The organism is Bradyrhizobium nitroreducens, assembly GCF_002776695.1.
GTDB classification, from domain to species: Bacteria; Pseudomonadota; Alphaproteobacteria; order Rhizobiales; family Xanthobacteraceae; genus Bradyrhizobium; species Bradyrhizobium nitroreducens.
In genome coordinates this window covers 6,969,950-6,992,267 of record NZ_LFJC01000003.1, presented here as the reverse complement: position 1 = coordinate 6,992,267, position 22,318 = coordinate 6,969,950, and the positions used below count along the sequence as shown (strand labels likewise).

The 22,318-nt window shown below is 58.0% G+C and carries 20 protein-coding genes; 6 read left to right on the top strand and 14 right to left on the bottom strand.

What is annotated here, in order from left to right; genetic code table 11:
* The first annotated feature begins 190 nt into the window (after positions 1-190).
* The 3 genes from TSA1_RS33220 (at position 191) to TSA1_RS33210 (ending at position 3,074) form a co-directional block, all read left to right on the top strand.
* Positions 191-463, top strand: a complete 273-nt coding sequence (locus tag TSA1_RS33220) for a hypothetical protein (RefSeq protein ID WP_245448470.1) — start codon at positions 191-193, stop codon at positions 461-463.
* Between the two features lie 286 nt (positions 464-749).
* Positions 750-1,724 (top strand): GDP-L-fucose synthase family protein, encoded by a 975-nt coding sequence (locus TSA1_RS33215; RefSeq protein ID WP_100180005.1) that lies wholly within the window; start codon positions 750-752, stop codon positions 1,722-1,724.
* Positions 1,725-1,784: 60 nt separating this feature from the next.
* On the top strand, positions 1,785-3,074 hold the full coding sequence (locus TSA1_RS33210; RefSeq protein ID WP_100180004.1) for a WcaI family glycosyltransferase: 1,290 nt from the start codon (positions 1,785-1,787) through the stop codon (positions 3,072-3,074).
* Between the two features lie 90 nt (positions 3,075-3,164).
* On the opposite strand, the gene gmd is transcribed toward TSA1_RS33210, so the two are convergent.
* The 4 genes from gmd to TSA1_RS33190 all read right to left on the bottom strand — a co-directional run bounded on the left by gmd (position 3,165) and on the right by TSA1_RS33190 (position 5,728).
* Positions 3,165-4,256: a GDP-mannose 4,6-dehydratase gene (gene gmd, locus TSA1_RS33205; RefSeq protein WP_100180003.1), complete on the bottom strand. Its 1,092-nt coding sequence runs from the start codon at positions 4,254-4,256 to the stop codon at positions 3,165-3,167.
* Between the two features lie 157 nt (positions 4,257-4,413).
* Positions 4,414-4,584 carry a hypothetical protein gene (locus TSA1_RS39430; RefSeq protein ID WP_161497296.1) on the bottom strand — a complete coding sequence of 57 codons (171 nt, stop codon included), beginning with the start codon at positions 4,582-4,584 and terminating at the stop codon, positions 4,414-4,416.
* Between the two features lie 55 nt (positions 4,585-4,639).
* Positions 4,640-4,987, bottom strand: coding sequence for an IS66 family insertion sequence element accessory protein TnpB (gene tnpB / locus TSA1_RS40850; RefSeq protein ID WP_100180002.1), 348 nt, complete (start codon positions 4,985-4,987; stop codon positions 4,640-4,642).
* Positions 4,988-5,500: 513 nt separating this feature from the next.
* A complete protein-coding gene (locus TSA1_RS33190; protein ID WP_100180001.1) occupies positions 5,501-5,728 on the bottom strand; it encodes a hypothetical protein in 228 nt (75 codons plus the stop codon).
* 222 nt (positions 5,729-5,950) lie between these two features.
* Here TSA1_RS33190 and TSA1_RS33185 point away from each other — a divergent pair, with 222 nt between their 5' ends.
* A complete protein-coding gene (locus TSA1_RS33185; protein ID WP_100180000.1) occupies positions 5,951-7,372 on the top strand; it encodes an O-antigen ligase family protein in 1,422 nt (473 codons plus the stop codon).
* Here TSA1_RS33185 and TSA1_RS33180 read toward each other — a convergent pair.
* Positions 7,310-8,266, bottom strand: coding sequence for an IS481 family transposase (locus TSA1_RS33180; protein ID WP_100179999.1), 957 nt, complete (start codon positions 8,264-8,266; stop codon positions 7,310-7,312). The genes TSA1_RS33185 and TSA1_RS33180 overlap by 63 nt on opposite strands.
* 401 nt (positions 8,267-8,667) lie before the next feature.
* Here TSA1_RS33180 and TSA1_RS33175 point away from each other — a divergent pair, with 401 nt between their 5' ends.
* Positions 8,668-9,546 carry a hypothetical protein gene (locus TSA1_RS33175; RefSeq protein WP_100179998.1) on the top strand — a complete coding sequence of 293 codons (879 nt, stop codon included), beginning with the start codon at positions 8,668-8,670 and terminating at the stop codon, positions 9,544-9,546.
* Positions 9,547-10,018: 472 nt separating this feature from the next.
* On the opposite strand, the gene TSA1_RS33170 is transcribed toward TSA1_RS33175, so the two are convergent.
* Positions 10,019-11,035, bottom strand: coding sequence for an NAD-dependent epimerase (locus TSA1_RS33170; RefSeq protein ID WP_100179997.1), 1,017 nt, complete (start codon positions 11,033-11,035; stop codon positions 10,019-10,021).
* Positions 11,036-11,058: 23 nt separating this feature from the next.
* Complete coding sequence (locus tag TSA1_RS33165) at positions 11,059-12,333, bottom strand: nucleotide sugar dehydrogenase (RefSeq protein ID WP_430649806.1); 1,275 nt, start codon at positions 12,331-12,333, stop codon at positions 11,059-11,061.
* 182 nt (positions 12,334-12,515) lie between these two features.
* Here TSA1_RS33165 and TSA1_RS33160 point away from each other — a divergent pair, with 182 nt between their 5' ends.
* Entirely contained in the window at positions 12,516-13,496 is a 981-nt protein-coding gene (locus TSA1_RS33160) for a GDP-mannose 4,6-dehydratase (RefSeq protein ID WP_100179995.1), read from the top strand.
* Between the two features lie 23 nt (positions 13,497-13,519).
* On the opposite strand, the gene TSA1_RS33155 is transcribed toward TSA1_RS33160, so the two are convergent.
* The 7 genes from TSA1_RS33155 to TSA1_RS33125 all read right to left on the bottom strand — a co-directional run bounded on the left by TSA1_RS33155 (position 13,520) and on the right by TSA1_RS33125 (position 22,316).
* Positions 13,520-14,473 carry a UDP-glucose 4-epimerase family protein gene (locus TSA1_RS33155; protein ID WP_100179994.1) on the bottom strand — a complete coding sequence of 318 codons (954 nt, stop codon included), beginning with the start codon at positions 14,471-14,473 and terminating at the stop codon, positions 13,520-13,522.
* Positions 14,470-15,591 (bottom strand): glycosyltransferase family 4 protein, encoded by a 1,122-nt coding sequence (locus tag TSA1_RS33150; RefSeq protein WP_210248330.1) that lies wholly within the window; start codon positions 15,589-15,591, stop codon positions 14,470-14,472. Before TSA1_RS33150 ends, TSA1_RS33155 begins: the two co-directional genes overlap by 4 nt.
* Before the next feature lie 29 nt (positions 15,592-15,620).
* Positions 15,621-16,487, bottom strand: a complete 867-nt coding sequence (locus TSA1_RS33145; protein WP_100179992.1) for a methyltransferase domain-containing protein — start codon at positions 16,485-16,487, stop codon at positions 15,621-15,623.
* Complete coding sequence (gene asnB, locus TSA1_RS33140) at positions 16,478-18,412, bottom strand: asparagine synthase (glutamine-hydrolyzing) (RefSeq protein WP_100179991.1); 1,935 nt, start codon at positions 18,410-18,412, stop codon at positions 16,478-16,480. The genes TSA1_RS33145 and asnB overlap by 10 nt, the downstream gene beginning before the upstream one ends.
* A complete protein-coding gene (locus tag TSA1_RS33135) occupies positions 18,412-19,605 on the bottom strand; it encodes a glycosyltransferase family 4 protein (RefSeq protein WP_100179990.1) in 1,194 nt (397 codons plus the stop codon). The genes asnB and TSA1_RS33135 overlap by 1 nt, the downstream gene beginning before the upstream one ends.
* 192 nt (positions 19,606-19,797) lie before the next feature.
* Positions 19,798-20,583 (bottom strand): glycosyltransferase family 2 protein, encoded by a 786-nt coding sequence (locus TSA1_RS33130; RefSeq protein ID WP_245448469.1) that lies wholly within the window; start codon positions 20,581-20,583, stop codon positions 19,798-19,800.
* Positions 20,580-22,316, bottom strand: a complete 1,737-nt coding sequence (locus tag TSA1_RS33125) for a hypothetical protein (RefSeq protein ID WP_210421913.1) — start codon at positions 22,314-22,316, stop codon at positions 20,580-20,582. Before TSA1_RS33125 ends, TSA1_RS33130 begins: the two co-directional genes overlap by 4 nt.
* Positions 22,317-22,318 lie beyond the last annotated feature (2 nt).

The following is a 22,318-nucleotide window of genomic DNA, read 5'->3' as shown; positions in this document are numbered from 1 at the left end:
GCGCCATATCGTCCCAAAGGCCCTTCGGGGGCCCCTGCATCGGTTGCATTCGCGCCGGTGGCCTTGGTAAAGTTCGGTTCACTATTTGGGCTGGTCGCGGAGTGGTCTTGCGATCCGGTGACGTCGGTCGGCTGGGATCTGACGCGCACGGTGGGGGATCAACTCCGCAAGGGGCAAGGAGCTATTTTGGATGTTTAAGACGTTGATGCGAGCAGGCCTTTTGGCCGCGACTGCTACGTTCTGCGCAGCGAGCGGAGCGAACGCCGCGATGCAGATGCCCGCACCGGCTGCCCTGCTCACGGGCCAAAGCCAGGCGACGCCGGTGACGTTCTGGGCGCAGCCCTATCCCTATCGCTACGCGCCGTGGCGCCGTTGCCCGCTGGTGCGGGTCGAGACGCCCTATGGCTGGTACATGGACCGGGTCTGCGCGCCTGTCGGTCCTATCCTGCGCCGGGCATACTGAGCTCGAGCTAACCAAGCGGCGGCTGCCGCTTTCAACGATCTTCCAGGGCAGCCGCATGGCCGATGCGGCTGCCTTGCTCGTTTTTGTTTCATCGTGTGCCGACCATTTGTGCGCGCGGCGCAGGTTCACCATGAATATCTTTGCCTGGTCGGAACAGGCTGTCGCATGGTGAAGATTGTGTTAGCTGTTTGGCGGGGCTGCATCGGCAGCGTGATTGCGTGACGCGGCGGTGGCTGGAACTCACAGAGGTGATGATCCCGGCGAACCGACGCTTGTAGAGGATGCGATGACAGGGGTTTCAACCTACGATCTCACGGGCAAGCGTGTCTTTGTCGCGGGGCACCGGGGCATGGTCGGATCGGCTGTCGTCCGTAGGCTTGCGTCAGAGAACTGCACCGTGCTGACGGCCGATCGGCGCGAGGTGGACCTCACGAAAGAAGAGCCCACGCTGAAATGGCTCGAGGCCAATCGTCCCGAGGTCGTGGTTCACGCCGCTGCAAAGGTCGGCGGCATTGCAGCCAACAACAATTTCCCGGTCGATTTTCTCTGCGACAACCTTGCGTTGGAATTGAGCGTGATCCGCGCAAGTCACGCAGTTGGCGTGCAGCGTCTGCTGTTTCTCGGCTCGTCCTGCATCTATCCCAAGCACGCCAAGCAGCCGATGGCCGAAAGCGAATTGCTGACGGGGCCGCTTGAGCCCACCAACGAATGGTACGCCATCGCCAAGATTGCCGGCCTCAAGATGTGCCAGGCGTATCGCCGGCAATACGGCGATGATTTCATCTCGGCCATGCCGACCAATCTCTACGGCCGCGGTGACAATTATCATCCGGATCATAGTCATGTGCCGGCTGCACTGATCCGTCGCTTCCACGAAGCCAAGCTTGCCAAGGCGCCGACAGTCACCGTGTGGGGCACGGGCACGCCGCTCCGCGAATTTCTCAGCGTCGAGGATTTTGCGGATGCCTGTGTTTTCCTTCTGAAGAATTATTCGAGTGATCTGCCGATAAACGTCGGCAGTGGCGATGAGGTTTCGATCGCAGACTTCGCTGCGGCCGTAGCGGATGTTGTCGGGTACGAAGGCAAGTTGATCTTCGACACGTCCAAGCCGGATGGGACGCCGCGCAAGCTGCTGGATAGTTCGCGTCTTCGAGCGCTCGGCTGGCGCGCCACCACCTCGCTTCGGGCAGGACTCGCCTCGGCGTATGACGACTTCCTTCAGGGCCATGGCCGTCATCTGGAGGTTAGCCGGGCGAGCTGAGCTGCTCACGACTTCGATTGAACAAATTTTTGATCTTGAATAGCAACTTGGATTCCATTGATGCGTATTCTGCTGGTCGGCATCAATTATGCGCCCGATCTCATTGGCGTAGCGAAGTACAATACGGAGCTGTGCGAGAGCCTCGTCGACGAAGGTCACGAAGTGCGGGTGATCACTGCTCCGCCCTATTATCCCGCCTGGAAGATCCCGCATGGATTTGGTGCGTCTTATTTCAGGGCAACGGGTATCAATGGCGTCCGCGTTACGCGCACGCCGATCTATGTGCCTGCGCAGCCATCGGGCGGGAAGCGTTTGGTTCATCACGCATCCTTTGCATTGAGCAGCATGCTGCCAGTCGTGAAGGAGGCCCTCAGCTGGCGTCCCGACATCATGCTCTCCGTCGCCCCTTCGTTGATGTCCGCTGCATTGGTCTCCTTCGTTGCGCGGCGGATTGGCGCGCAGTCTTGGCTCCATGTGCAGGACTTCGAAGTCGATGCGGCTTTCGATCTGGGCTTGCTCCAGAACGAGAAGCTGCGGACGGTGATGCTGAAGACGGAAGCGGCTATTCTTCGCTCCTTTGACAGGGTTTCATCAATCTCCCCGCAGATGGTCGATCGCCTGCGCGGCAAGGGGCTGGACGCAGAGCGCATAACCGAGGTGAGAAACTGGATCGATACGGCCGCGATCTATCCTGCCTCCAGGCAGACCACATATCGCCAGGAGCTCGGCATTCCCGACACCGCGATTGTCGGGCTCTACTCAGGCACGATGTCGAACAAGCAGGGGCTGGACCTTGCAATCGATGCGGCTGCCGCCTTGGAAGAGAGGCGCCCCGACATTCATTTCATCCTCGCGGGAGAGGGCCCTCACAAGTCAAAGCTGATCGAAATGGCGGCCGGCCGTTCGAGAGTCCATTTCCTGGGCTTGCAGCCTGCCGAGAGCTTCAATGAATTGATGGCGACGGCCGATTTTCATCTCATTCCTCAGAAGGCAGAGGCCGCCGATCTGGTGCTGCCCTCAAAGCTCGGGGCGGTTCTCGCATCCGGGCGACCGGTCATTGCCATGGCGAGCCAAGGCACCGGCCTTGCCGCTGAAGTTGAAGGTGCTGGGCTGGTCATTCCCCCAGGCGATACACCGGCGCTCGCCGCAGCAATTGAGAGCCTAAGTAAGGACCCCGCGCTTTGCGAAAAGCTGGGTGCTGAGGGGCGAAGGCGCTCCGTCGAGCGTTGGGATCGTCGAACGATCGTCCGGCGCTGGATCGAAGACATGGCAGCCCTGAAGGTGCCAAAGCCCGCTTTGTCGCCTACACCCGTCTCAATTCCAGTGAAGGATGTCGTTCCCCAGCCGTGATGATCAGCAGTCGGCGCAACACGTCGTAAATTGAAAAGGGCAGGAGAGCATTTCTGCTTCCCGCCCTCCTGTTCTTACGCTTGCCGCCGTTCACTCGTGGCGCGGATAATATCTGAAGCCGTGCTGCTTGATGAGCTCATCCCGTTTTGCGGATTCGAGATCTTCTTTCATCATTTCTCGAACCAGGCTTTCGAACGATGTCTTGGGCTCCCAGCCGAGTTTCTGCTTGGCCTTCGACGGATCACCAAGAAGCGTCGCGACTTCGGTGGGGCGGAAATAGCGCGGATCGACCGAAACGATGCACTTCCCGGACTTGGCGTCATATCCCTTTTCGTCGACGCCGCTTCCCTCCCAACGAACAGTCATGCCGACTTCATTCGCTGCGACATTCACAAAATCCCGGACAGAGTGCTGCACGCCGGTAGCAATCACGAAATCCTCCGGCTCGTCTTGTTGCAGCATCAGCCATTGCATTTCGACATAGTCACGCGCGTGTCCCCAATCGCGCAAGGCATCGAGATTGCCGAGGTAAAGTCGTTCCTGAAGGCCCAAATGGATGCGCGCCAGAGCGCGCGTGATCTTTCGGGTCACGAAGGTTTCGCCACGAACCGGAGACTCGTGGTTGAAGAGAATGCCGTTGCAGGCATACATGTCATAAGCTTCGCGGTAGTTGACCGTAATCCAGTAGGCGTAAAGCTTTGCAACGGCGTACGGCGAGCGGGGATAAAACGGCGTGGTTTCCTTTTGGGGGATCTCTTGGACCAGGCCGTAGAGCTCAGAGGTCGAGGCCTGGTAGAAGCGGGTCTTCTTTTCCAAGCGGGTGATGCGGATAGCTTCAAGGATGCGCAACGCGCCAAGGGCGTCGGAGTTTGCAGTGTACTCCGGCTCCTCGAACGAAACGGCGACATGGCTCTGCGCCGCGAGATTGTAGATCTCGTCTGGCTGGACCTGGCCGACAATCCGGATCAAGCTCGAGGAGTCCGTCAAATCGCCGTAGTGAAGGCGGAAGGGCGGATCGGGCTCGTGGGGATCGAGATACAGATGGTCGATGCGATCGGTGTTGAAGAGCGAGGTTCGGCGCTTGATGCCGTGGACCTCATATCCCTTCTGCAAAAGAAGTTCGGCCAAATAGGCGCCGTCTTGTCCGGTAACTCCGGTAATTAATGCGCGCTTCTTCGTCATCTAATTCCTCAGGGGGGCAGTCAATTCTAGCTCGATCACTAACTGTAGGGATATCGCGTTTGTAGCGAGGCGGCTAGCAAATCGTCGTCAAAGTTAATGTCAACTAGCGGCTACGCAGTTCCTCATATCATGATACTTCAAATTCGATCGTGGCGAGTTAGTCGCGCTCCGGCAATACATATAATCCGTGGCTTTTTAGGTGCTTAATACTCGGGGGAGTGATGCATTCAGCCAACCGGGCCGCGCGCTCGGCGCGCAGCATCGCCTGCAGCGTGGTCACATTGTCGGGAAGAGAATCATCGGCGCTCATCGCCGACCAGAGAATCACAAGACGCGATCTCTGTCCGAACCGCCGATCGTGCCACCGATTCAAATCCCAGCGATCAGCCCGCCGCCTGCGGTCGCCAGGTATGTTGCGGCATCCGCCAGTCGATGCCCTCCAGCAGGTAGCCAAGCTGGGCTGTTGTGATCGTCACCACGCCATAAGCCGGCGACGGCCACAGGAAGTGGCCGCGCTCAAGCCGCTTGGCGTAGAGCGACATCCCGAGCCCATCGTGCCAGAGGATCTTGATCAGCTTGCCACTCTTGCCTCGGAAGACATAGAGATCGCCGCCGTGCGGATCTCGCTTGAAGGCTTCCTGCACCAGCAAGGCCAGCGAGTTCATGCCGCGACGCATATCAGTGTGGCCGGTCGCAATCCACACCAGCACCCCCGACGCAATGGGGATCACCGCGGCCGTCCATCTGCCAGTGCCGCAACCGCTGCCTTCAGCGTCGCCGCGTCGACCGTGCCCGTGATCCGCATCCGAGCCCGGCAAAAAACTCGATCTCGATCGACCCGCCGCTGCTGACCGGCGCGATCGGACAAGGCGCCGGCCCTGCTTCCGCGACCACCATCGCCGGTACGAAGCCAGCTTGATGAGCAGTATCCTTCTCAGGCAGAAACGACCGTCGCCATCGCAGCAGCAATGAGCGTGAAACACCATAGCGCCGCGCTGTTGCCGCAACTTGGCGCGGTGCCTATAAGCTCTCCAGGACGATCTTGAGCTTCTCGTCCTCGGACCAGCGCCGCCGCCGGCCCGTGTCCACCACCTCAAGCCGTTCGACTTGGGCACTGCGCCTATCACTGTCCATAAGGACAATTCTCAACAACACGCCTCATTCGGCAAGGCGGCCTTCACCGGACGGATACTAAGATCTCATGGGAGATGAAGAAGCAGAAGGCTAGCGCGTAGAAGCACGGTTCAGAACATTGCAGCTCGGGCACCTAGCCACAGCGCCGCGCTTGCCAAGACTGCAACGATGACCAGCTTGGGTGGAAGCCACGATTGGAAATTAGAGTAGTCGCTGCGAAGGCGCAGTACGACACTGCCGATCCCTACAATTACAGCGAGAGTCATCAGCCAGAACGCGCTTCGGTCGTGCCCACCTGCGAACAGGAAGATCGCAAAAAGCGCTATCAACCAGTCCATCCTTGCTCACCTCAGTTCGCAAATGGCCCCCTCCGGGCGGGAGCCGGACAGCGTACGTTTCGGACTATGACGCATTTAACCTGCCAAGTCAGCCGAGCATCGAGAGCCGATCGTGCCAATCCTCCTGTGCACCAACGAGTTCCAAGATGACGTCTTGACTCCCTACTGCAAGGATGCTCCTCACCTTGTAAATTCGACATAGAAAGCTATGCAGGCGCAACGATGGATAAGCGGATATTCCTGATCGTAGAGAGAGGCCGCCAATCTAGTGCTATCCTGACAGCCTTTATGCTTCCCATAACAACGACTGGCACCGCAATCGCATTGACCCTTTTAGCTGTATTCAGCCTGTTTTCGGCCAGCCAAGAAGATTGGCGTCACATATTGCGATTTCCGGCTGCGACACTCCCTATATCGTTGTTCGCCCTCCTTGCCATCAGTATGCTTTGGTCACCTCAGCCGTTCGGACCGGGTGGGGTATCGCACTACGCCAAGCTTTTGCTAATTCCCATTGTCATGGCAGGCACATACAGCCAGCGGCAAGCGATGCACATCGCATATGGCTTCGCTGCGGCTTGTATGGTCTTACTTGTGCTATCTATTGCCTCACTCTCGTGGGGTTCAGGTCCTTGGGGTTGGTTCAAGGGCCCTGGAGTACCTGTGAAGGACAATGCCGTTCAAAGTACCTGTTTCTCACTATGTGCTTTTGGCTTAGGAATATATTCAGTTCAACTCTTGCGAGCAAAGCAGAATTTGACAGCAGTTTGCGCTGGCGTTGTTGCCGTCGCTCTTTTCGCTGATGTTTTCCTGATCACCCTATCTAAGACAGGCGTGCTAATCGCTCTGGCTTTAGCCATACGACTCTTGGCATACATCGACGGGTGGCAAATTCGCGTCGCCGTAGCAATTCCATTATGCCTCGTTGCGGGGCTCGCGGTGAGCTTTTCTAGCGAAGCTCAGCGTCGAGTTAAAGAGATCAGCACCGACCTGCGTGCCCTGAAAGCTGAATCGTCTGAGACTACAAAGCTCGGCGCGACGCAGACACCCTCCCCTCCCCACAAGCCAACAACCGTGTCTCCTAAGACCAAAGAAATTGAGTCCCTTGGAACCATCAGCGCGGAGAGAGCGGAGGTCGTCCTCTCCGGAAAACCCACAATGTCGACTGCAAGTCGGCTCGACTTCTGGAGCAAGGCAGTTGAATTCATCTGGCAATCGCCCATCCTTGGGCATGGGGCCGGAAGCACCAAATCGTTGTATGCTTCTGTTGAAGCGGACAGACCCTCGCCTTATGGTGAGGCGGTTCCCGACCCTCATAATCAGTTTCTTGCCATCGCTATACAAGCCGGGCTTCTCGGGGGGGCCCTTCTCATGAGTATGTGGACAGCACACCTCGTTCTTTTTTGGGGCACCAGTGTTCCTCAAGTGCTGGGACAAGCAGTAGTGCTTCAGAACGTCTTGGGATCACTTTTCAATAGCCAGCTCTCCCAAGTTACCCAAGGTACGCTGTACTGCCTAGCCGTGGGCCTACTACTCGCAATGCTTGTACGACGAGAACCAAACCTTCGCCCGGACGCCTATGCCCTAGATGTGGAGCCTCAAGAGGTTGTCCTTGGTCAGCCCAAGTCTGCTGATCGGCGTTTGTGAGTCTATACCACCGTGGGGCCGGTGCCAGTTGTATTGATGCAGCCAGATCGGTAGCTCTTCGGCGCGTCGATCCGAAGTGGGGTAGGCTTTGGCGTAAGCCCATTCCCGAAGTGCAGTCTGGATGAAGCGCTCGGCCTTGCCGTTTGTTCTGGGCGTGTAAGGCTTTGTCCGGATGTGTTTGATGCCGAGGTCTCGACAAGCGTCGCGGAAGGCAAACGACTGATAGCAGCTGCCATTGTCGGTCATGACACGCGTGACGGTGACGCCGAGGCTTTTGTAATAGGCCACAGCCGCCTTGAGGAAGGGAACAGCGCTGGCCGCCGTCTCGTCGGGCTTGATCTCGGGGAAGGCGACGCGGGAATGGTCGTCGATACAGACATGGACGAAATCCCGGCCGGCGCCGCGGCTCTTGTTCGGAGCACTCGGATCGCCGGTGATACGGTGGCCGATACGCTGGAAACGCCCGAGCTTTTTGATGTCGATGTGAATGATCTCGCCGGCGTTCTCGCGCTCATAGCGGCGCTCCGGCTCGGCCGGCTCCAGATCGCGTATCCGGTTCAATCCCAGGCGGCGTAGGACGCGGCTGACGGTAGCCGGCGAGACCTCGACTTCGGCTGCGATCTGCTTGCCGGTGTGGCGCTGCCGGCGCAAGGCTTCGATCGCGGTGCACGTGGCTGGCGGGGTTTGGCTCGGCGATGAATGAGGTCGCGACGAGCGGTCGAGCAAGCCATCCACACCTTCTGCGCGGAAGCGCTTGACCCATTTGGCGACGGTCTTCGGCGTCGTGTTGAAAAGGTCAGCCGCGCCGGCCTGGCTCAACCCACCCTCGACCACGCTTCGCACCATCGCCTCTCGACCTTTGGGCGTCAAAGGCGCATTCTTATGCACGTTCATCTGGTCTCTCCTTGGAACACTGAAGCTTCGCAACCTCAGCTTCCTCGGTTCAGACCAGATGGACAACCTCCTGGCAGACCACAGCTAGTCTAGTGCGGAAGAAACTACAAAGAGCTTCATAGGTAGGCTCCTTTAAGGCGCCAAAACAGGTGCATTTCCCCAGAGAAGTTGACTTGAGGGCGAGCCTAAACATGGATTACACCAACGTTGCGCCAAGGTTGGTCGAAGTGTGACGCTCCCAGGGCAGCCGTCCCCGAGCCCCGAGAGCTTCCGCTCATCGCGCAGAACTGCTACAAACCTAAAAGTGGCGAGATAATGCAATGTACGTTTGTTGCGCCTAGGCCGATTGAGCCCTGTGCCGGTTGCGGTTGCTTATACACGTTGCCCCCGGATGGGTCCGAATGAATGAACAGATTAAACCGCTATTCGTTGCAACAGCGCCCTTCGCTGAGCGGCCCCGCCACGCGGGAAAATCTCGACGATTACTGGCTCGACTGTCCTCACTTTCTGCGACCGCAATTGATAAGATTGAATGGTTTGGCGTCACCATCCAGAAGATCGCAAACACTTTACGCTTTGAGCAATTCTGGAAAGAGAGGATCGCAAGAGATCAACGTGTGACGATCGTACCGACTTTCAATAAATCGACCGGAAAGCACCCCATCTGGAATATCGCGCTAAATTGGGTAAATGCGAATTCTTCTTCAGGAACGCTCCTTGAGTTGGGCACAAACAATGGCGGATCACTGAAGTATTTCGTCGATCACCTCCCACGGACATTTCGTTTAGTTGGTTTTGATTGCTTCGAAGGCTTACCGGAATCCTGGGATGGATTGCCGGCCGGATCGATCAAAGGTTTCGGCGGCCCCGTTGAATTGTGGGCCGATGACCCCCAAAAACGCCGAGAGATCGTGGCTAACCTGGAACGCGGGATTGGGTTTCCGCCACCGCCGCAACCAAACGTCAATATTGAGTCAGGCCTGTTCAGTGAGTCGGTGACTCGCTATCTCTCCAAAAACGGCTGGCCTGACGACTTGCGGCTTATCCATTTCGACGCAGATCTATATATTTCTACGCGACCTATCCTGGATACGATCTGCGGCCCTCTAAAATACCGCTACATTATCTTGTTTGACGAGTTCTACTCGGCGAACCATGAATTCAAGGCATGGCGGGAATTTGTGGATCTTTACAGGTTTTCGGATTGGCGCGTGCTCTCGGCAAGCGAAGATGGCTCTCAGGTATTGATTGAAATGAACGTACACGCCTCTCTCGGCTGAGAGTTAGGCTTGAGCAAAGCCTAAACTTGGTAAACAGCTCAAAGTATCCCACATACGCCCCTTTAACGGTTCATTAAGCAAATTGTTCTGCTATGAATAGAATCGGCATCGAATCAAGGGACTGATCATGCTTGGGAGCGCGGTTCAGAAGTTCGAGACATTCCTCTACAATGATGTAGTAATGTACTACGCGGCTGCCATAGGCATCTGCGCTTTCATAGCGCTATATTATGTTGGCGATTATCTGTTCAGGGATCGGCCTCCCGAGCCGGATTTTTCGTCCGATTCGACGTCTTAACCGAAAGAGGCGCGGCTTAAGTCGCGTCTCAATCTGAATGCTTAGACGAATGGGCATTCGCCTATCCCCCCCGCGAACGGACAGTGGTCGCGCCAGATGGGAGCATGGAAGCCTTTGCTTGCGCTCTTCGTTGACTACTCGGAAAAGGTCTGGCCGCCACGGCGGCCCCTCCAACTAGACGTTATGGTATCTGCGAAACCATTTGACGAACTTCCTGATTCCTTCTTCGGCGCTGGTTGCCGGCCGGAAACCGACGTCTCGCATGAGATCATCGACATCGGCGTATGTCGCCGGGACGTCGCCAGGCTGCATCGGAAGCATTTCCTTCGTTGCAACACGACCCAGTTCCTTCTCAAGCAGGGAAACGACGTACATTAGTTGCTCGGGCCTGTTGTTTCCGACATTATAGATCCTCCAGGGCGCGGCGCTGCGGGAGGGATCCGAAGCGTCCGTCGGAGCCTGCTGCCCGGGAGCGGGTGGCAGATCGATCAGCCGGACGATAGCCTCCACGACGTCGTCGACGTAGGTGAAGTCGCGCGACATCTGCCCGTCATTGAACAGCTTGATGGGCCTGCCCTCCACGATCGCTTTTGCGAAAATGAACATCGCCATATCGGGCCGCCCCCACGGTCCATACACCGTGAAAAACCGCAAGCCCGTGGTCGGCAGGGAGAAGAGATGGCTGTACGCATGAGCCATCAACTCATTTGCTTTCTTGGAAGCCGCGTAAAGGCTGATCGGATGATCGACGTTGTCATGGACCGAGAACGGCAGCTTCTTGTTCGAGCCGTAAACAGACGATGACGAAGCGTAGAGAAGGTGCCGAATTTTCGTATGCCGACAGCCCTCAAGGATGTTCATGAAGCCTTGCAGGTTTGCGTCGACATAAGCATGCGGATTCTCCAAAGAATATCGCACGCCAGCTTGAGCCGCCAAATGTACGACATGGGAAAATCGGGACTCGGAAAAGAATGGAGCAATTGCGTCGCGATTGGCAAGATCCATCCTAACAAAGTGAAAGGACGGAAATTCCTGCAGCACACGAAGGCGCGCTTCCTTCAGCGCGGGATCATAGTAGTCGTTGACGACATCGAGCCCAATCACTTCCCGACCAGCCGATGCAAGCCGATGCGCAACGTGAAAACCTATGAATCCGGCGGCGCCGGTCACCAGTATCTTTTGATCAGTCATTGCGCCCGTTACCTGTTCAGAAGCTAGAGTCGCCAGAGTTCTATTTCAGCCGGCTTGCTCGCCCGGTCTAGGCGGGCCTTGACGTCAAGGACCAGACCCTGCCCCTCTTTTAGGAGCGATTGCAAGAATGGCCAGCCTAGATTGACGAAAGTGTCGTGCGCGACGGCGAGCACGACCGCGTCGGCCGGTTGAAGCTCTTCTAAATCGGAGAGCTCAATTCCATACTCGAGGAGGGCCGCGGCGCGGTCCGCCCAGGGATCACCGACCTGAACCTTGATGCCGAACGATTCCAGTTCGCGGACAATGTCGACGACCTTGGAGTTGCGCAGGTCCGGCACGTTCTCCTTGAACGTCACGCCCAACACCGTGACAATCCCACCGCGAGCCCCCCTCTTCAGGAGACGCCGAATGCACTCTCGCGCAATCCGTGCGCCCATGTCGTCATTGATGCGCCGCCCCGCAAGGATGACTTGAGGATGATACCTCGCCATCTCGGCGCGATAGGTCAGATAATAGGGATCGACCCCAATGCAGTGCCCGCCAACCAGCCCCGGCTGAAACGGGAGAAAATTCCACTTTGTGCGGGCAGCCTCCAGCACATCGCCGGTATCGAGATCAAGCGCATGAAAGATCTGCGAGAGCTCATTCATGAAGGCGATGTTGAGATCTCGTTGCGTGTTCTCGATCACCTTAGCCGCTTCAGCGACCTTGATCGAGGGCGCCTGGTAGATGCCGGCCCTGACGACAGCGCCATAGACATCGGCAACGATCCTGAGCGAATCGGCATCCTGCGCGGACACCACCTTTTGGATCGTCTCGAAGCGATGTTCCTTGTCTCCGGGGTTGATCCGCTCAGGGGAATATCCGACGTGGAAATCAACGCCAGCCTTGAGTCCGGAGGCTCGCTCGAGAACCGGCACGCACTCCTCTTCGGTCGCACCGGGATAGACCGTCGACTCGTAAACGACGATGTCTCCCCTTTTCAAGGCGCTGCCGACGGACATGGATGCGCTCAACAGCGCACGGAGGTCGGGCTTGTTTGCACCGTCAATCGGCGTCGGAACCGTGACGATAAAGAAGTCCGCCGCGTTCAAACCTCCCGGATGGTCCGTGTATTCGATGCGTGCCGCGTGCAGTTCCGACGTCTCGATTTCGCGCGTACGGTCTTGACCTCGACGCAGTTCGGCGATCCGCTCCGCGCTGATGTCGAATCCGATGACCCGATATCCGGCCCGACCAAACGCCACCGCCACTGGAAGGCCGACGTAGCCAAGGCCTATGACGCCAATATTTCGGATAGTTGGCAAACCGGTCCGCTCCCGCCAGAACTGCGCTGCAACGTCTCGTTAGCTAGGAAGCATCTCCGTTGCAATCCCCTATCTTTCGCGACGGGCCTCGCCCAAGCCGCTAGCTCTTGAGGCGGCCTACCTTTAAAGCTAGCTATAGTGTTGCAACCGCGGTTCGGAAGTCAGTTCGCCCCATGCCCAAGAAAGCGCTAATTTTCGGAATATCGGGACAGGACGGCTCGCTATTGGCCGCGCATTTGCTCAAGCTCGGCTATGCGATCCATGGAACGTCCCGCGACAAGGAACTCGGCATCTTCGCGAATCTGCAGCGGCTGGGTATCCGCGACCAAGTGACGCTCCATTCCGTGGATCCTGCCGATTTCGGCAGCGTCCTGCGCGTCATTTCCGAGACGACTCCCGACGAGATCTACAATCTGGCGAGTCAATCTTCCGTCGGCCTCTCATTTGACCAACCGATCCAGACTCTCGAATCTACCATTTTTAGCGCTCACAACATCGTCGATTCCGTCCATCGATTGAAATTGAGCTCTCGCGTCTATAATGCGTGCTCGAGCGAGTGCTTCGGCAATACCGAGTTGCCTGCCGACGAATCCACCCCGTTCGGTCCACGAAGCCCGTACGGCGTTGGAAAGGCCGCGGCATTTTGGACCGTTGCGAACTACAGAGACGCACACGGGCTCTTTGCGTGCTCGGGGCTCCTGTTCAACCACGACTCGCCATTGCGTCCGCAGCGCTTTGTCACGCGAAAGATCGTGTCAGGCGCCGCCGATATTGCCGAGAGGAAGACGGACAACCTGCGAATTGGGAACCTGAATATCTCCCGGGACTTCGGCTGGGCGCCGGAATATGTTGAAGCCATGGCGATGATGCTCCAGGCCGATGCCCCCGAAGATTTCGTGATCGCAACAGGACAAACCAATACGCTCGAGAGCTTCGTTCGCGAGGCATTCAGCTATTTCGGACTCGATTGGCAAAAGCATATCGACTTCGACGAAAGCCTGCTTCGTCCGATCGACCTGAAGTGCAATTCGGCCAACCCCGCCAAAGCGAGACGGATCCTCGGCTGGGAAGCAAAGGTCTTCATGAAGGACGTCGTCAGGCTGCTGGCAGACGGCGAACTCGAGTATCGCCGTGCAGCGGGGGCAAGGCCATAGCGCTTCCCGAGCCTATCACCTATCTAGTGAGATTGCAGAAACGCTCGCGCGGTGCGCCGCAATTCCTCATCGACACTGAAAGGCGGTTGCCAGCCAAGCATCTTGCGGGCCTTCCGATTGTCGACGCAAAGCGAGAGGCAGAGCCGCTGCGCCAGCGCCCGCTGGCCTGCTAATGCGAACGCGCTGCCCAATAGACTAACGGGAACGGGTAGCAGGCGGGCCTTGGTCTCGAGGGCCACCGCCAGCCTTTTCAAAAGTTCTGGTGTCGACAGGTCTTCACCATCGCTGGCCATAAAGACTTCTCCGGCCGCCGCAGGGTGCCGCAAGCAGGCGCAGATCAAATCGACCATATTGCCAACACCGATCAGACTGCGCCGATTTTCGATGCTGCCAAGCGGCAGCGGGACTCCGCGCCGCAACCAACGCATCATCGATAGAAAATTCGCACGCACGCCCGGTCCATAGATCAGGGGCGGACGCAGGACGACGACCTGCATGCCCCTCTCGCGGCCGAGCTCAAGCAAGCCAGTTTCGGCTTCGAGCTTCGACAATCCGTAGGGGTCTTGCGGGTGCGGCGTTGCTGATTCAACGAAAGGCGCGTCGGGAGCTGTGGATTCGCCGCATACTTTGACCGAGCTGAGAAACACGAAGCGGCGAACGCCGGCAGCGGCGGCCTTACGTGCAAGACACAAAGTCCCGTCCACATTGACACGACGATATGCATCCAGTGCATTTGCACTACTTTCGCGCATCACATGCACCCGGGCACCCAGATGCGCGATGGTGTCACATCCAGCGACCGCAGATGTCCAATCGAAAGGGCCTTCGAGATCAACATTCTCGGCAACATCGGTCACGCCCGGCAGGTCGCCGCGATTGCGATGGACGGCAGCGCGGAAGGGAATTCCGTCGGCGGCGAGCCGACGGACCAGATGCCCGCCAACAAACCCTGAAGCGCCGACGACCAGGACTTTCATTGCGTCAGAAGCTCGGAATAGATCGCAAGCGTCTGGGCAACGACGATTTCCTGGGAAAACTCCGCCTGAACGAGTTTTCGGCCTTGCGCTCCCATACGCCTTCGTTGCTCCGGGTCCGCCAGCAGTTGCTCGATGGCCTGGGCGAGCCGGCCGACGTCTCCTGCCGGGACGAGCATACCATTGGCACCATCCGTCACGATCTCCCGGCAGCCCGGCACGTCATAGGTGACGATGGGGCACTCGCCCGCGGCTGCTTCGATCAGGGTCTTGGGAACCCCCTCCCCGTACGTGGTCGGCAGACACACGATCGCCGCCTCACGGATTATCTCGGGGATGTTGTCGCGATGTCCCCACCACTCAACCAGTCCATCTTCGTGGAATCGCCTGAGAACGGCTTGAGGAATGGAGTGCGGGTTTTCGGGGTCGGGCGCGCCCGCAAGGACGAACCTTGCAGCCACGTTCTTCTTCCGCAGCTGAGCTGCGGCCCGCACGAAATCCTCGACCCCCTTCTCCTTGATCATCCGGGACGCCAGGAGCACGGTGGGTGGAGCACTCTCCCGACGCATTTCGGAGAACTGCGCGAGATCGACCCCCGATCCCTTTACGAGGCGTATCTTCTCCGGTGCGACGCCGATGTCATCGGCCAATACCCGCGCGTCATCCCTGTTCTGGACAATTGTCAACGCCTGCCGCTGGTTCAACGCATACCTTAATAGCGGAGCGATCAGGCGGCGAAGGGTCTGCGCATAGACCGCCTTCGACGAGAACACGAAGCCCAATCCCGCCAGGTTATTGACAATTGCGGCCACGCCCACAAGCCGTGCCGCGATCGAACCGTACAGGACAGGCTTCATCGCCACATGATGAACGATGCTCGGGCGATAGCTTCGGTAGAGCGTCACCAGTTCAGCGATGCTCGCCAGTTCGCGGAACGGATTTCGGCCGGAGCGCCGCATGCGCTTCAGGCCGATGGGAATGAATCCTTCGCGTACGATGGCATCGGCCTTCTCGCCAAGTCGCGTTGCCACGAATACCTCGTAGCCGGCGGCCGACGCCGCCCGGGCGATCGGCAGGCGGTGGGAGACAAAGTACCAGTCCTCTGTCACGACGAACAGCAACCGCTTCCGATCGAGAACGGACGCCTCCCTCACACTGGCCTCATGATCACGCGGATTTCGCAAACCATGAAGTCCTCATCGGCAAACGGCCGAAATTGCGGTGCCATCCGATCACGAGCCAGCGGCAGTTCTGGCCATCGCTGCTCGGAGATAACCTCGACGCTGAAGCCGGCCGCCTTCATCATGTCGATCATTTCCCGCGGACGGATGCGATTGGTGTAGAAGCCTGAGGTCCGGAATGCCTGGGTCTCCCAGACTTCATCTCCAAAGCGCAGATTGTTCAGGCCGCCCCCAAGATGATCGCGGAAATCGATGCTGTGAACACCGATCCCGTTGAGGGCCACGACCCTGCGCAATTCCTTCATGAGGGCCGGAAACTCGTCGCGGTAGATGTGCTCGAGCACGACCTGGGACCAGGCGAAATCGATCGACTGGTCAGGGATTGTCTTGAGCGAGCTCGTGCCTTCCGTCAGATAAACGACATCGTACTCCTGCATCGCGTCCGGAAGGGTCGCCGACTTCAGCGGCGCAATGGCCCGCCCGCGCGAGGCAAGCAACTCGAGAAGTGTGCGGCATCCAGCGATGTCGGTTTCAGCGAAAGGCCCTGCATCCGCTAGCCACGCCTTTTCGGCACCGAACGCGCGGGCGACGAAGCCCGACAGGACCGAGTCTCCCGGTCCAAGCTCGAGAGAACGAAACTTTGCAGGAAGTTGTCCGTGCTGCACGGCGGACTGGAAATGGCTCTCGAACGCGGAGATTGCACGGTCCGGAACCATCATCTCGCCATGGCGGAACAGTCCAATGCGTTTCCAGAGGGCGTAAGGGACAGGCAGGCGCGCAAGCCCAAGCTTGATGCCCAGCTTGGCCCACCACGGCACGCAGGAACTCAGACCCATCGCCTTGCCCGCTCAAGCCACAGATCGAACATCAGCACGGTCCAAAGCTGGCCACCGCGGTTCACCCGGCCGATCTGATGTTGCTGCCAGTTATCGCCGATGGCTTGGCGATCGAAAAACTCGTCATTGCCAGAGGACAGCCAATCCAATGCCCAGCCCTTCAGCGGACCACGCAACCAGCTATCGATCGGTATGCCGAAGCCCATCTTCGGGCGCTCGAACAGCTCACGCGGCACATACCGCTCCAGCAAACGCCGAAGAATGTATTTTCCGGAATGATTCCTGAACTTCAAGGAGATGGGAATCTCCCAGGCGAATTCGACCATGCGGTGATCCAGGAGCGGCACGCGCGCCTCGAGCCCAACACGCATGCTTGCCCGATCGACCTTGGTCAGGATGTCGTCCACGAGATATGTCGATGTGTCCCAGGCCATTTGCTCCGCGGTCGCAGGAAGGTCGGGCGCCAGCGCCAGGGGCGCAGGTCTTGCAAGAGCGACGCCGTCCGACGAGACCAACACGGTTTCGGGATTTGCCCATTGCGACACCAACCTGCTCTGCAGTTCGTGCAAGGTTGAGGATGCCAGCACGGACGCGACCTTATGGATCTTCTGCCCCGGCAGCGCGGGCTGCAGATGTGGCGGCAGGACGTAGCTCAGCGCGCGAAAAGCTGCGTCCCAGCTGGCAGGCGAAGCCGAGGACAAACCGGACGCGGCCATGCGGCGCAACGTATGGGGAATCCTGGTCAGACGTTTCCAATAGTCGGAGACGAACAAATAGCGGTTGTAGCCGCCGAACAGTTCGTCGCCACCATCACCGGACAGCGCAACCGTTACCTGCTGTCGCGCGAGTTTCGAGACAAGAAATGTCGGTATCTGCGAGATATCCGCAAAGGGCTCATCATAGATATCGGGGAGCGAGGGAATGACGGCCATCGCATCGGCATCCGAGACGTAAAGCTCGGTGTGGTCGGTCTGAAGATGCTTCGCGACGTCGGCGGCATGCTTGGCTTCGTTGTAGCTTGGATCGTGAAAACCGATCGAGAATGTCTTGGTGGCCGTCCCACCAACGGCCTGCATGATCGCGGTGACCGAACTGGAATCGATGCCGCCGGACAGGAACGCCCCCAGCGGCACGTCGGAGATCATGTGCTCGGCAACGATGCTGCGCAGGCGCTGGTCCAGCTCTTCCAGCACCTCCTCTTCGTTCGACCGCTGCCTCGACATGCCGCGCGCGACGACCTCCGGAATCGACCAATAGGCTATCGGCTCGCTCGCATGACCCTCGCGAAATCTGAGGGTGGTCGCGGCGGGCAACTTGTACACGCCCTCGAAAATGCTGAAGGGCGCCGGAACGTAACCGAGGCGCAAGTATTCGGACAAAGCCGCCAGTGAAACCGGAGGAAGCTCTCCGCACTGCACCACGATCGGGCGCAGCTCCGACGCAAAGATAAGCGTTCCGTTCGCAACGCGATAGTACAGCGGCTTGATGCCGAGCCGATCGCGCGCGAGCACAAGCGTGCGTTCGCGCTCGTCCCAGACGGCGAGCGCAAACATGCCGGCACACCGCGAGATCGTCTCATCGATGCCCCAATGCTCAAAGCCCGCAATGACGACCTCGGTATCCGAGTGACCATTGAATTGATGGCCCTTGGCCTCAAGCTCGCGGCGCAGGTCTCGGTAATTGTAGACTTCGCCGTTGTACGTCAGCGCATAACGGCCGGACGCCGAAACCATCGGCTGCGCTCCGGCGGATGACAGATCGATGATCGAAAGCCTACGATGGCCAAATCCGGCGCCGCCGTCCTCGCTGATCCAGTGGCCGTCGCCATTCGGTCCGCGATGAGCAAGCGCATCGGTCATCCGGCGAAGAACCTGGCGATCGATCCGGCCTGCCTTACTCCCCACAATACCAATGATACCACACATTATTGCGTTTCGGATTTCTGGCGTGGGGTGATCGACGTAAGGATCGACGCGAACTTCGCAGCGATGGCAGACCACGACAACTCGCTCATGGCGTGAACCTTCGCCGCCGCCCCATAACGCAGCCGCAAGGCCTCGTCATCTACGAGCCGGCCGAGCGCGGCAGCAAGCGCGGCAGGCGTCGCGTCTGCGGCGACCAGACCGGTTTGCTCATGCAGGACCTGCTCGGCAAGCCCTCCGACGGGAGTCACGACGGCCGGAATTCCGGCCGCGCCTGACGTCGCGAGCACGGCGGACTGGCTCGCGCCGCGATATGGCGCAACGACGATATCGATTCCCTCGAAGGCCGCACCGACATCCTCTTCGGGTATCCATCGATTATCAACGAAGACGTCCTCAAGCCCGGCGATCTGCGCCCGATACGGCTCGATATCTCCTGGACCGATGATGCGAAGCCCGACATCCTTGCCCTCGCGCTTCATGATTTTGTAGGCGTCAAGAAGGATATCCAGTCCTTTGTACGGCAACAGGCGTCCGAAAAAGAGCAGCTGGATCTTACGTCCGGTTGGCATGGGAGCCGGGCTTCGAGTTTCGGCATAGGGGAAGACCCCCAGCGGGGCGGTCCAGACCCGTTCGGTAGGAAAACTGTTGTTCGTCGTAACCGACTTCTGCGTGTACTCCGTCAGAGCAACGATGCCGTCGCTTGCGGCGATTTCGGTGTCGAGCATCCATTTGCGAATGGCGATGTCGTCCCCGGCGTGCGGCTTTGGATCATGCAAAACGAATACGTAAGCAACGTCTCGGGGTCTGCGCCACAAGACCGGAACATTCCACAAATGGCTCATGGTGCACACCACCACGGAGATGTTATGCTTTTGAATATAGCGCCAAAAACGACGTCGTACGATCGGCACGCGTAGCAATGCAAGAATGGCTGACGAGACATTCGTATAGGTATCAACGTGATAGCCCGGCAATCCGAGCGCGTCGAAATCGGCAACGATCTCCCCTTGCCGCGAAAGCGACAAATGCAGCTCGAGCTCCGGACGCTTTCTAAGCTCTCGCACCAACTCATAAGTATACCTTACGCCGCCGCCGCGTCTCCCCCAATGCCAGATAAGCACCTTGCGAGGCGTTGGTGTCCTGGGCTTGGGTTCCACTGCCTCCAAGAGCGCCGACGATGCTTCGATTGCCATAATATTATACCACCAAAACGCGAGCTGCGAAAAGCACGTTAGGCAACCCCCAAAGAATGGTTGTGACCCCCGAGCTTTAAGCCATAGACCTAGGTTTGCGGGGTCTCAATATTCGACCCCAGGGCTCGTGTCGATGAAGAGCTTCGAATTGCAATCGACGAACTGGGCCCGGTCCAGCGCGGCTGCAGACGCTCAGTTAGACCGCTTATAGGACCTCATTTTCCACCAGATTCGGCGGATGCCCATCACAAGTTCAATAAGGATAATCGGCACATTATGCTTCCGCAAGACCCGGCCAAATTCATCCATTGTGAGATCTAGATTGGTCGCCGAAACGCCGGACTGCCGCATCACCGTCATTTCGACCTCGATATGGTTTGGCGGGTAGCGGTCAAGAAGACGCAAAATGAGGTCATGATCAGCCGCAATTCGAAAACTCGCGTCATAGAGCCCGGCCAGCCGGTACTGTTCTGCCGAGACCAGCAAGGACGGGTGCGGAAGAAAGGCAGAGAGATACAACGGCCACTTCCGGTACCGATAACTCTGACTGAATCGGCTCCCATCGGCATTCAACCGAATTAGATCGGCATAGTTGAGCGCATTAGGAAGTAACTTGGGGACAATTCGGCCTAACACATCGTTGGAAGCATAAAAGTCATCCGAATTCAACAGATGGATCCAATGCCCACGAGACATCGCGATGCCTTTGTTCATTGCATCGTAGATGCCGCGATCGGGTTCGGATATCCATCGAATGGCGGGACCATATTCTTTGAGAACGTCAATCGTGCCATCCGTCGATCCTCCATCAACAACGATGTGCTCGAAATCCTGAAACGTTTGCTTTCGCACACTCTCCAACGTATCGCGCACAGTGCTAACACTGTTGTAAGTCGCTGTTACAATTGATAAAAACGGCTCGCGTCCGCCCTCGACATGGGCAGCCGCTGGAACTTTCTGGTCGCCGTCTGACATCATTTTCTATCCAATTGGCGTTTGACCGGCCTGCTTTCAGCTGCCGTGATCAACCGGACGTCGTACGTCTTGCTCAGATCAGCTGGGCGGCCACGCTCCGACATCTCTTTGTACGAACGCTTCGCCGGTGAACCTCCTGCTGCTGCAGAGGCCAGGATCAGGACAACGGAGTAATATCCCCACCATTGGGGAACATAGGTGCCGTTTGCGACCGATGCCGCACCGTAGCTTAACAGGCAAAGCCAGATTGTGATTGCGTTTGGGTCAGACCTCGAAAATGATCGCACGAAGAGTCGCAAAGCAAGCCAAATAAAGAACGCGCAGCAAAGCACGCCACCCAGAACGCCGGAGTCAATCAGGAGATTTAGAATTGTCGTGTGCGGCGACGGGAACCCGCTTCGCACATAGCCCCCGACGCCAGCGCCATAACCAAATAGCGTGTTCAGCACGACCAGAAGTTCTGGAGGCAAGACATTCGCAAGCGGAGGCACCCAAAAGGAACTGGCCCTCGCAGAATCGTACAGTGCCGCCGCCACGTTGATCGAATTCTGTCCCAGGAGTGGAAGGGCGTCTATGGCCGATTGGATCAGGCCTGATCGATCACTTACGTCGAAAAATCGCCCCTTGATGCTGAGAGCTGCGGCATTGCTATCTCCAAGCAGCGCACGTATCGCTGCCGGGAAGGATTCGAAGTAAAAGCCTAGATAGAACGCCGCTACTGTGGAAGGTAGTATCAGCAGAGCGTTCCTTCGCGTTGTCGACTTTAGAAAAAAGCTGAGGAGAATACCAATCATGACAATCCGGGCCGTACGGCTTCCGGTGATGACGACAAGCCAAGGTGCCAATTGAAGATAGACCCAGCCAACTTGCGTCCTGATCGGATTGCTTCCGCTGCGCATCCAGAGAAGCACCACCGGCATGACTGCGACGAAAAACATCCCGAGATTGACCGGTCCTGGCATGGTCGACTTGTAGCGGTCATAGAATGCCAGACCAAAGACTGTGTCGTTTCCTTCCTGAAACGGCAAAATGAACAGAAGCGGTAGTGCCAGGACCGCTATCACGCACTGCCCGATCGCTCCCCATGCTAAGCCATCGACCAAGCCATCGACCACCTCCCAACGCCCCTTGCCGCAGGAGCTAACTCCCAGGATCAAAATGGCGAGCATCGAGAAAAAGAGCAGAAAGGACACACCCATCTTCAATTGCCAGATGTTTTGAAACAGCAGGAAATTGACCAGCGTGGAAGCCGCACAGACGACGAGATAGGCAGCGTAAATGCGTGCAAACGCCGGAGCTCGTTCCTTCGGGCGAAACGCAATCCAATACAGCAGCACTGCCACCGCGCTCAGAACTATCAGAAAGTGGGCGCCGTCTCGCACGAAGGGCAGTGTAGGAACTTCAGGTAACACCCCTACAGTGGAACCTAGTCCGAGCAGCCAGAACCGATCTTTCCGAAGCAGGAAGAACGACAACGACGAAATTGCAAAGACCGCAAAGAAAGCCAACCTGATCCAGAGGGGCACTGCATTCTCGAGGATCTCGCCCGAAGTCGACCTCACAACAAAGCTCGAGCGCACAACAGCCCAAGATGCACTGACGAAGAAGAGCCAAATCGTGAGAGCCAGCTTCTCGCCGAGGCTAGCGGACAACGCCGGCCGAAGGAAAGAAAGCGCTGATCGAACTGTAGAAGGCACGAAGTGCCCGGGAGCGTCTTCGCGATCTCGCCCGGTCATGG

Bases quoted from the DNA above. Each gene is read 5' to 3' on its own strand.
- gmd (WP_100180003.1), bottom strand. From the start codon at position 4,256: ATGACGAAGAAGCGCGCATTAATTACCGGAGTTACCGGACAAGACGGC.
- TSA1_RS33135 (WP_100179990.1), bottom strand. From the start codon at position 19,605: ATGGCAATCGAAGCATCGTCGGCGCTCTTGGAGGCAGTGGAACCCAAG.
- TSA1_RS33210 (WP_100180004.1), top strand. From the start codon at position 1,785: ATGCGTATTCTGCTGGTCGGCATCAATTATGCGCCCGATCTCATTGGC.
- TSA1_RS33180 (WP_100179999.1), bottom strand. From the start codon at position 8,266: ATGAACGTGCATAAGAATGCGCCTTTGACGCCCAAAGGTCGAGAGGCG.
- TSA1_RS33155 (WP_100179994.1), bottom strand. From the start codon at position 14,473: ATGAAAGTCCTGGTCGTCGGCGCTTCAGGGTTTGTTGGCGGGCATCTG.
- TSA1_RS33145 (WP_100179992.1), bottom strand. From the start codon at position 16,487: ATGGGTCTGAGTTCCTGCGTGCCGTGGTGGGCCAAGCTGGGCATCAAG.
- TSA1_RS33130 (WP_245448469.1), bottom strand. From the start codon at position 20,583: ATGATGTCAGACGGCGACCAGAAAGTTCCAGCGGCTGCCCATGTCGAG.
- TSA1_RS33170 (WP_100179997.1), bottom strand. From the start codon at position 11,035: ATGACTGATCAAAAGATACTGGTGACCGGCGCCGCCGGATTCATAGGT.
- TSA1_RS33160 (WP_100179995.1), top strand. From the start codon at position 12,516: ATGCCCAAGAAAGCGCTAATTTTCGGAATATCGGGACAGGACGGCTCG.
- TSA1_RS33215 (WP_100180005.1), top strand. From the start codon at position 750: ATGACAGGGGTTTCAACCTACGATCTCACGGGCAAGCGTGTCTTTGTC.
- TSA1_RS33185 (WP_100180000.1), top strand. From the start codon at position 5,951: ATGGATAAGCGGATATTCCTGATCGTAGAGAGAGGCCGCCAATCTAGT.
- TSA1_RS33190 (WP_100180001.1), bottom strand. From the start codon at position 5,728: ATGGACTGGTTGATAGCGCTTTTTGCGATCTTCCTGTTCGCAGGTGGG.
- asnB (WP_100179991.1), bottom strand. From the start codon at position 18,412: ATGTGTGGTATCATTGGTATTGTGGGGAGTAAGGCAGGCCGGATCGAT.
- TSA1_RS33175 (WP_100179998.1), top strand. From the start codon at position 8,668: ATGAATGAACAGATTAAACCGCTATTCGTTGCAACAGCGCCCTTCGCT.
- TSA1_RS33125 (WP_210421913.1), bottom strand. From the start codon at position 22,316: ATGACCGGGCGAGATCGCGAAGACGCTCCCGGGCACTTCGTGCCTTCT.
- TSA1_RS33220 (WP_245448470.1), top strand. From the start codon at position 191: ATGTTTAAGACGTTGATGCGAGCAGGCCTTTTGGCCGCGACTGCTACG.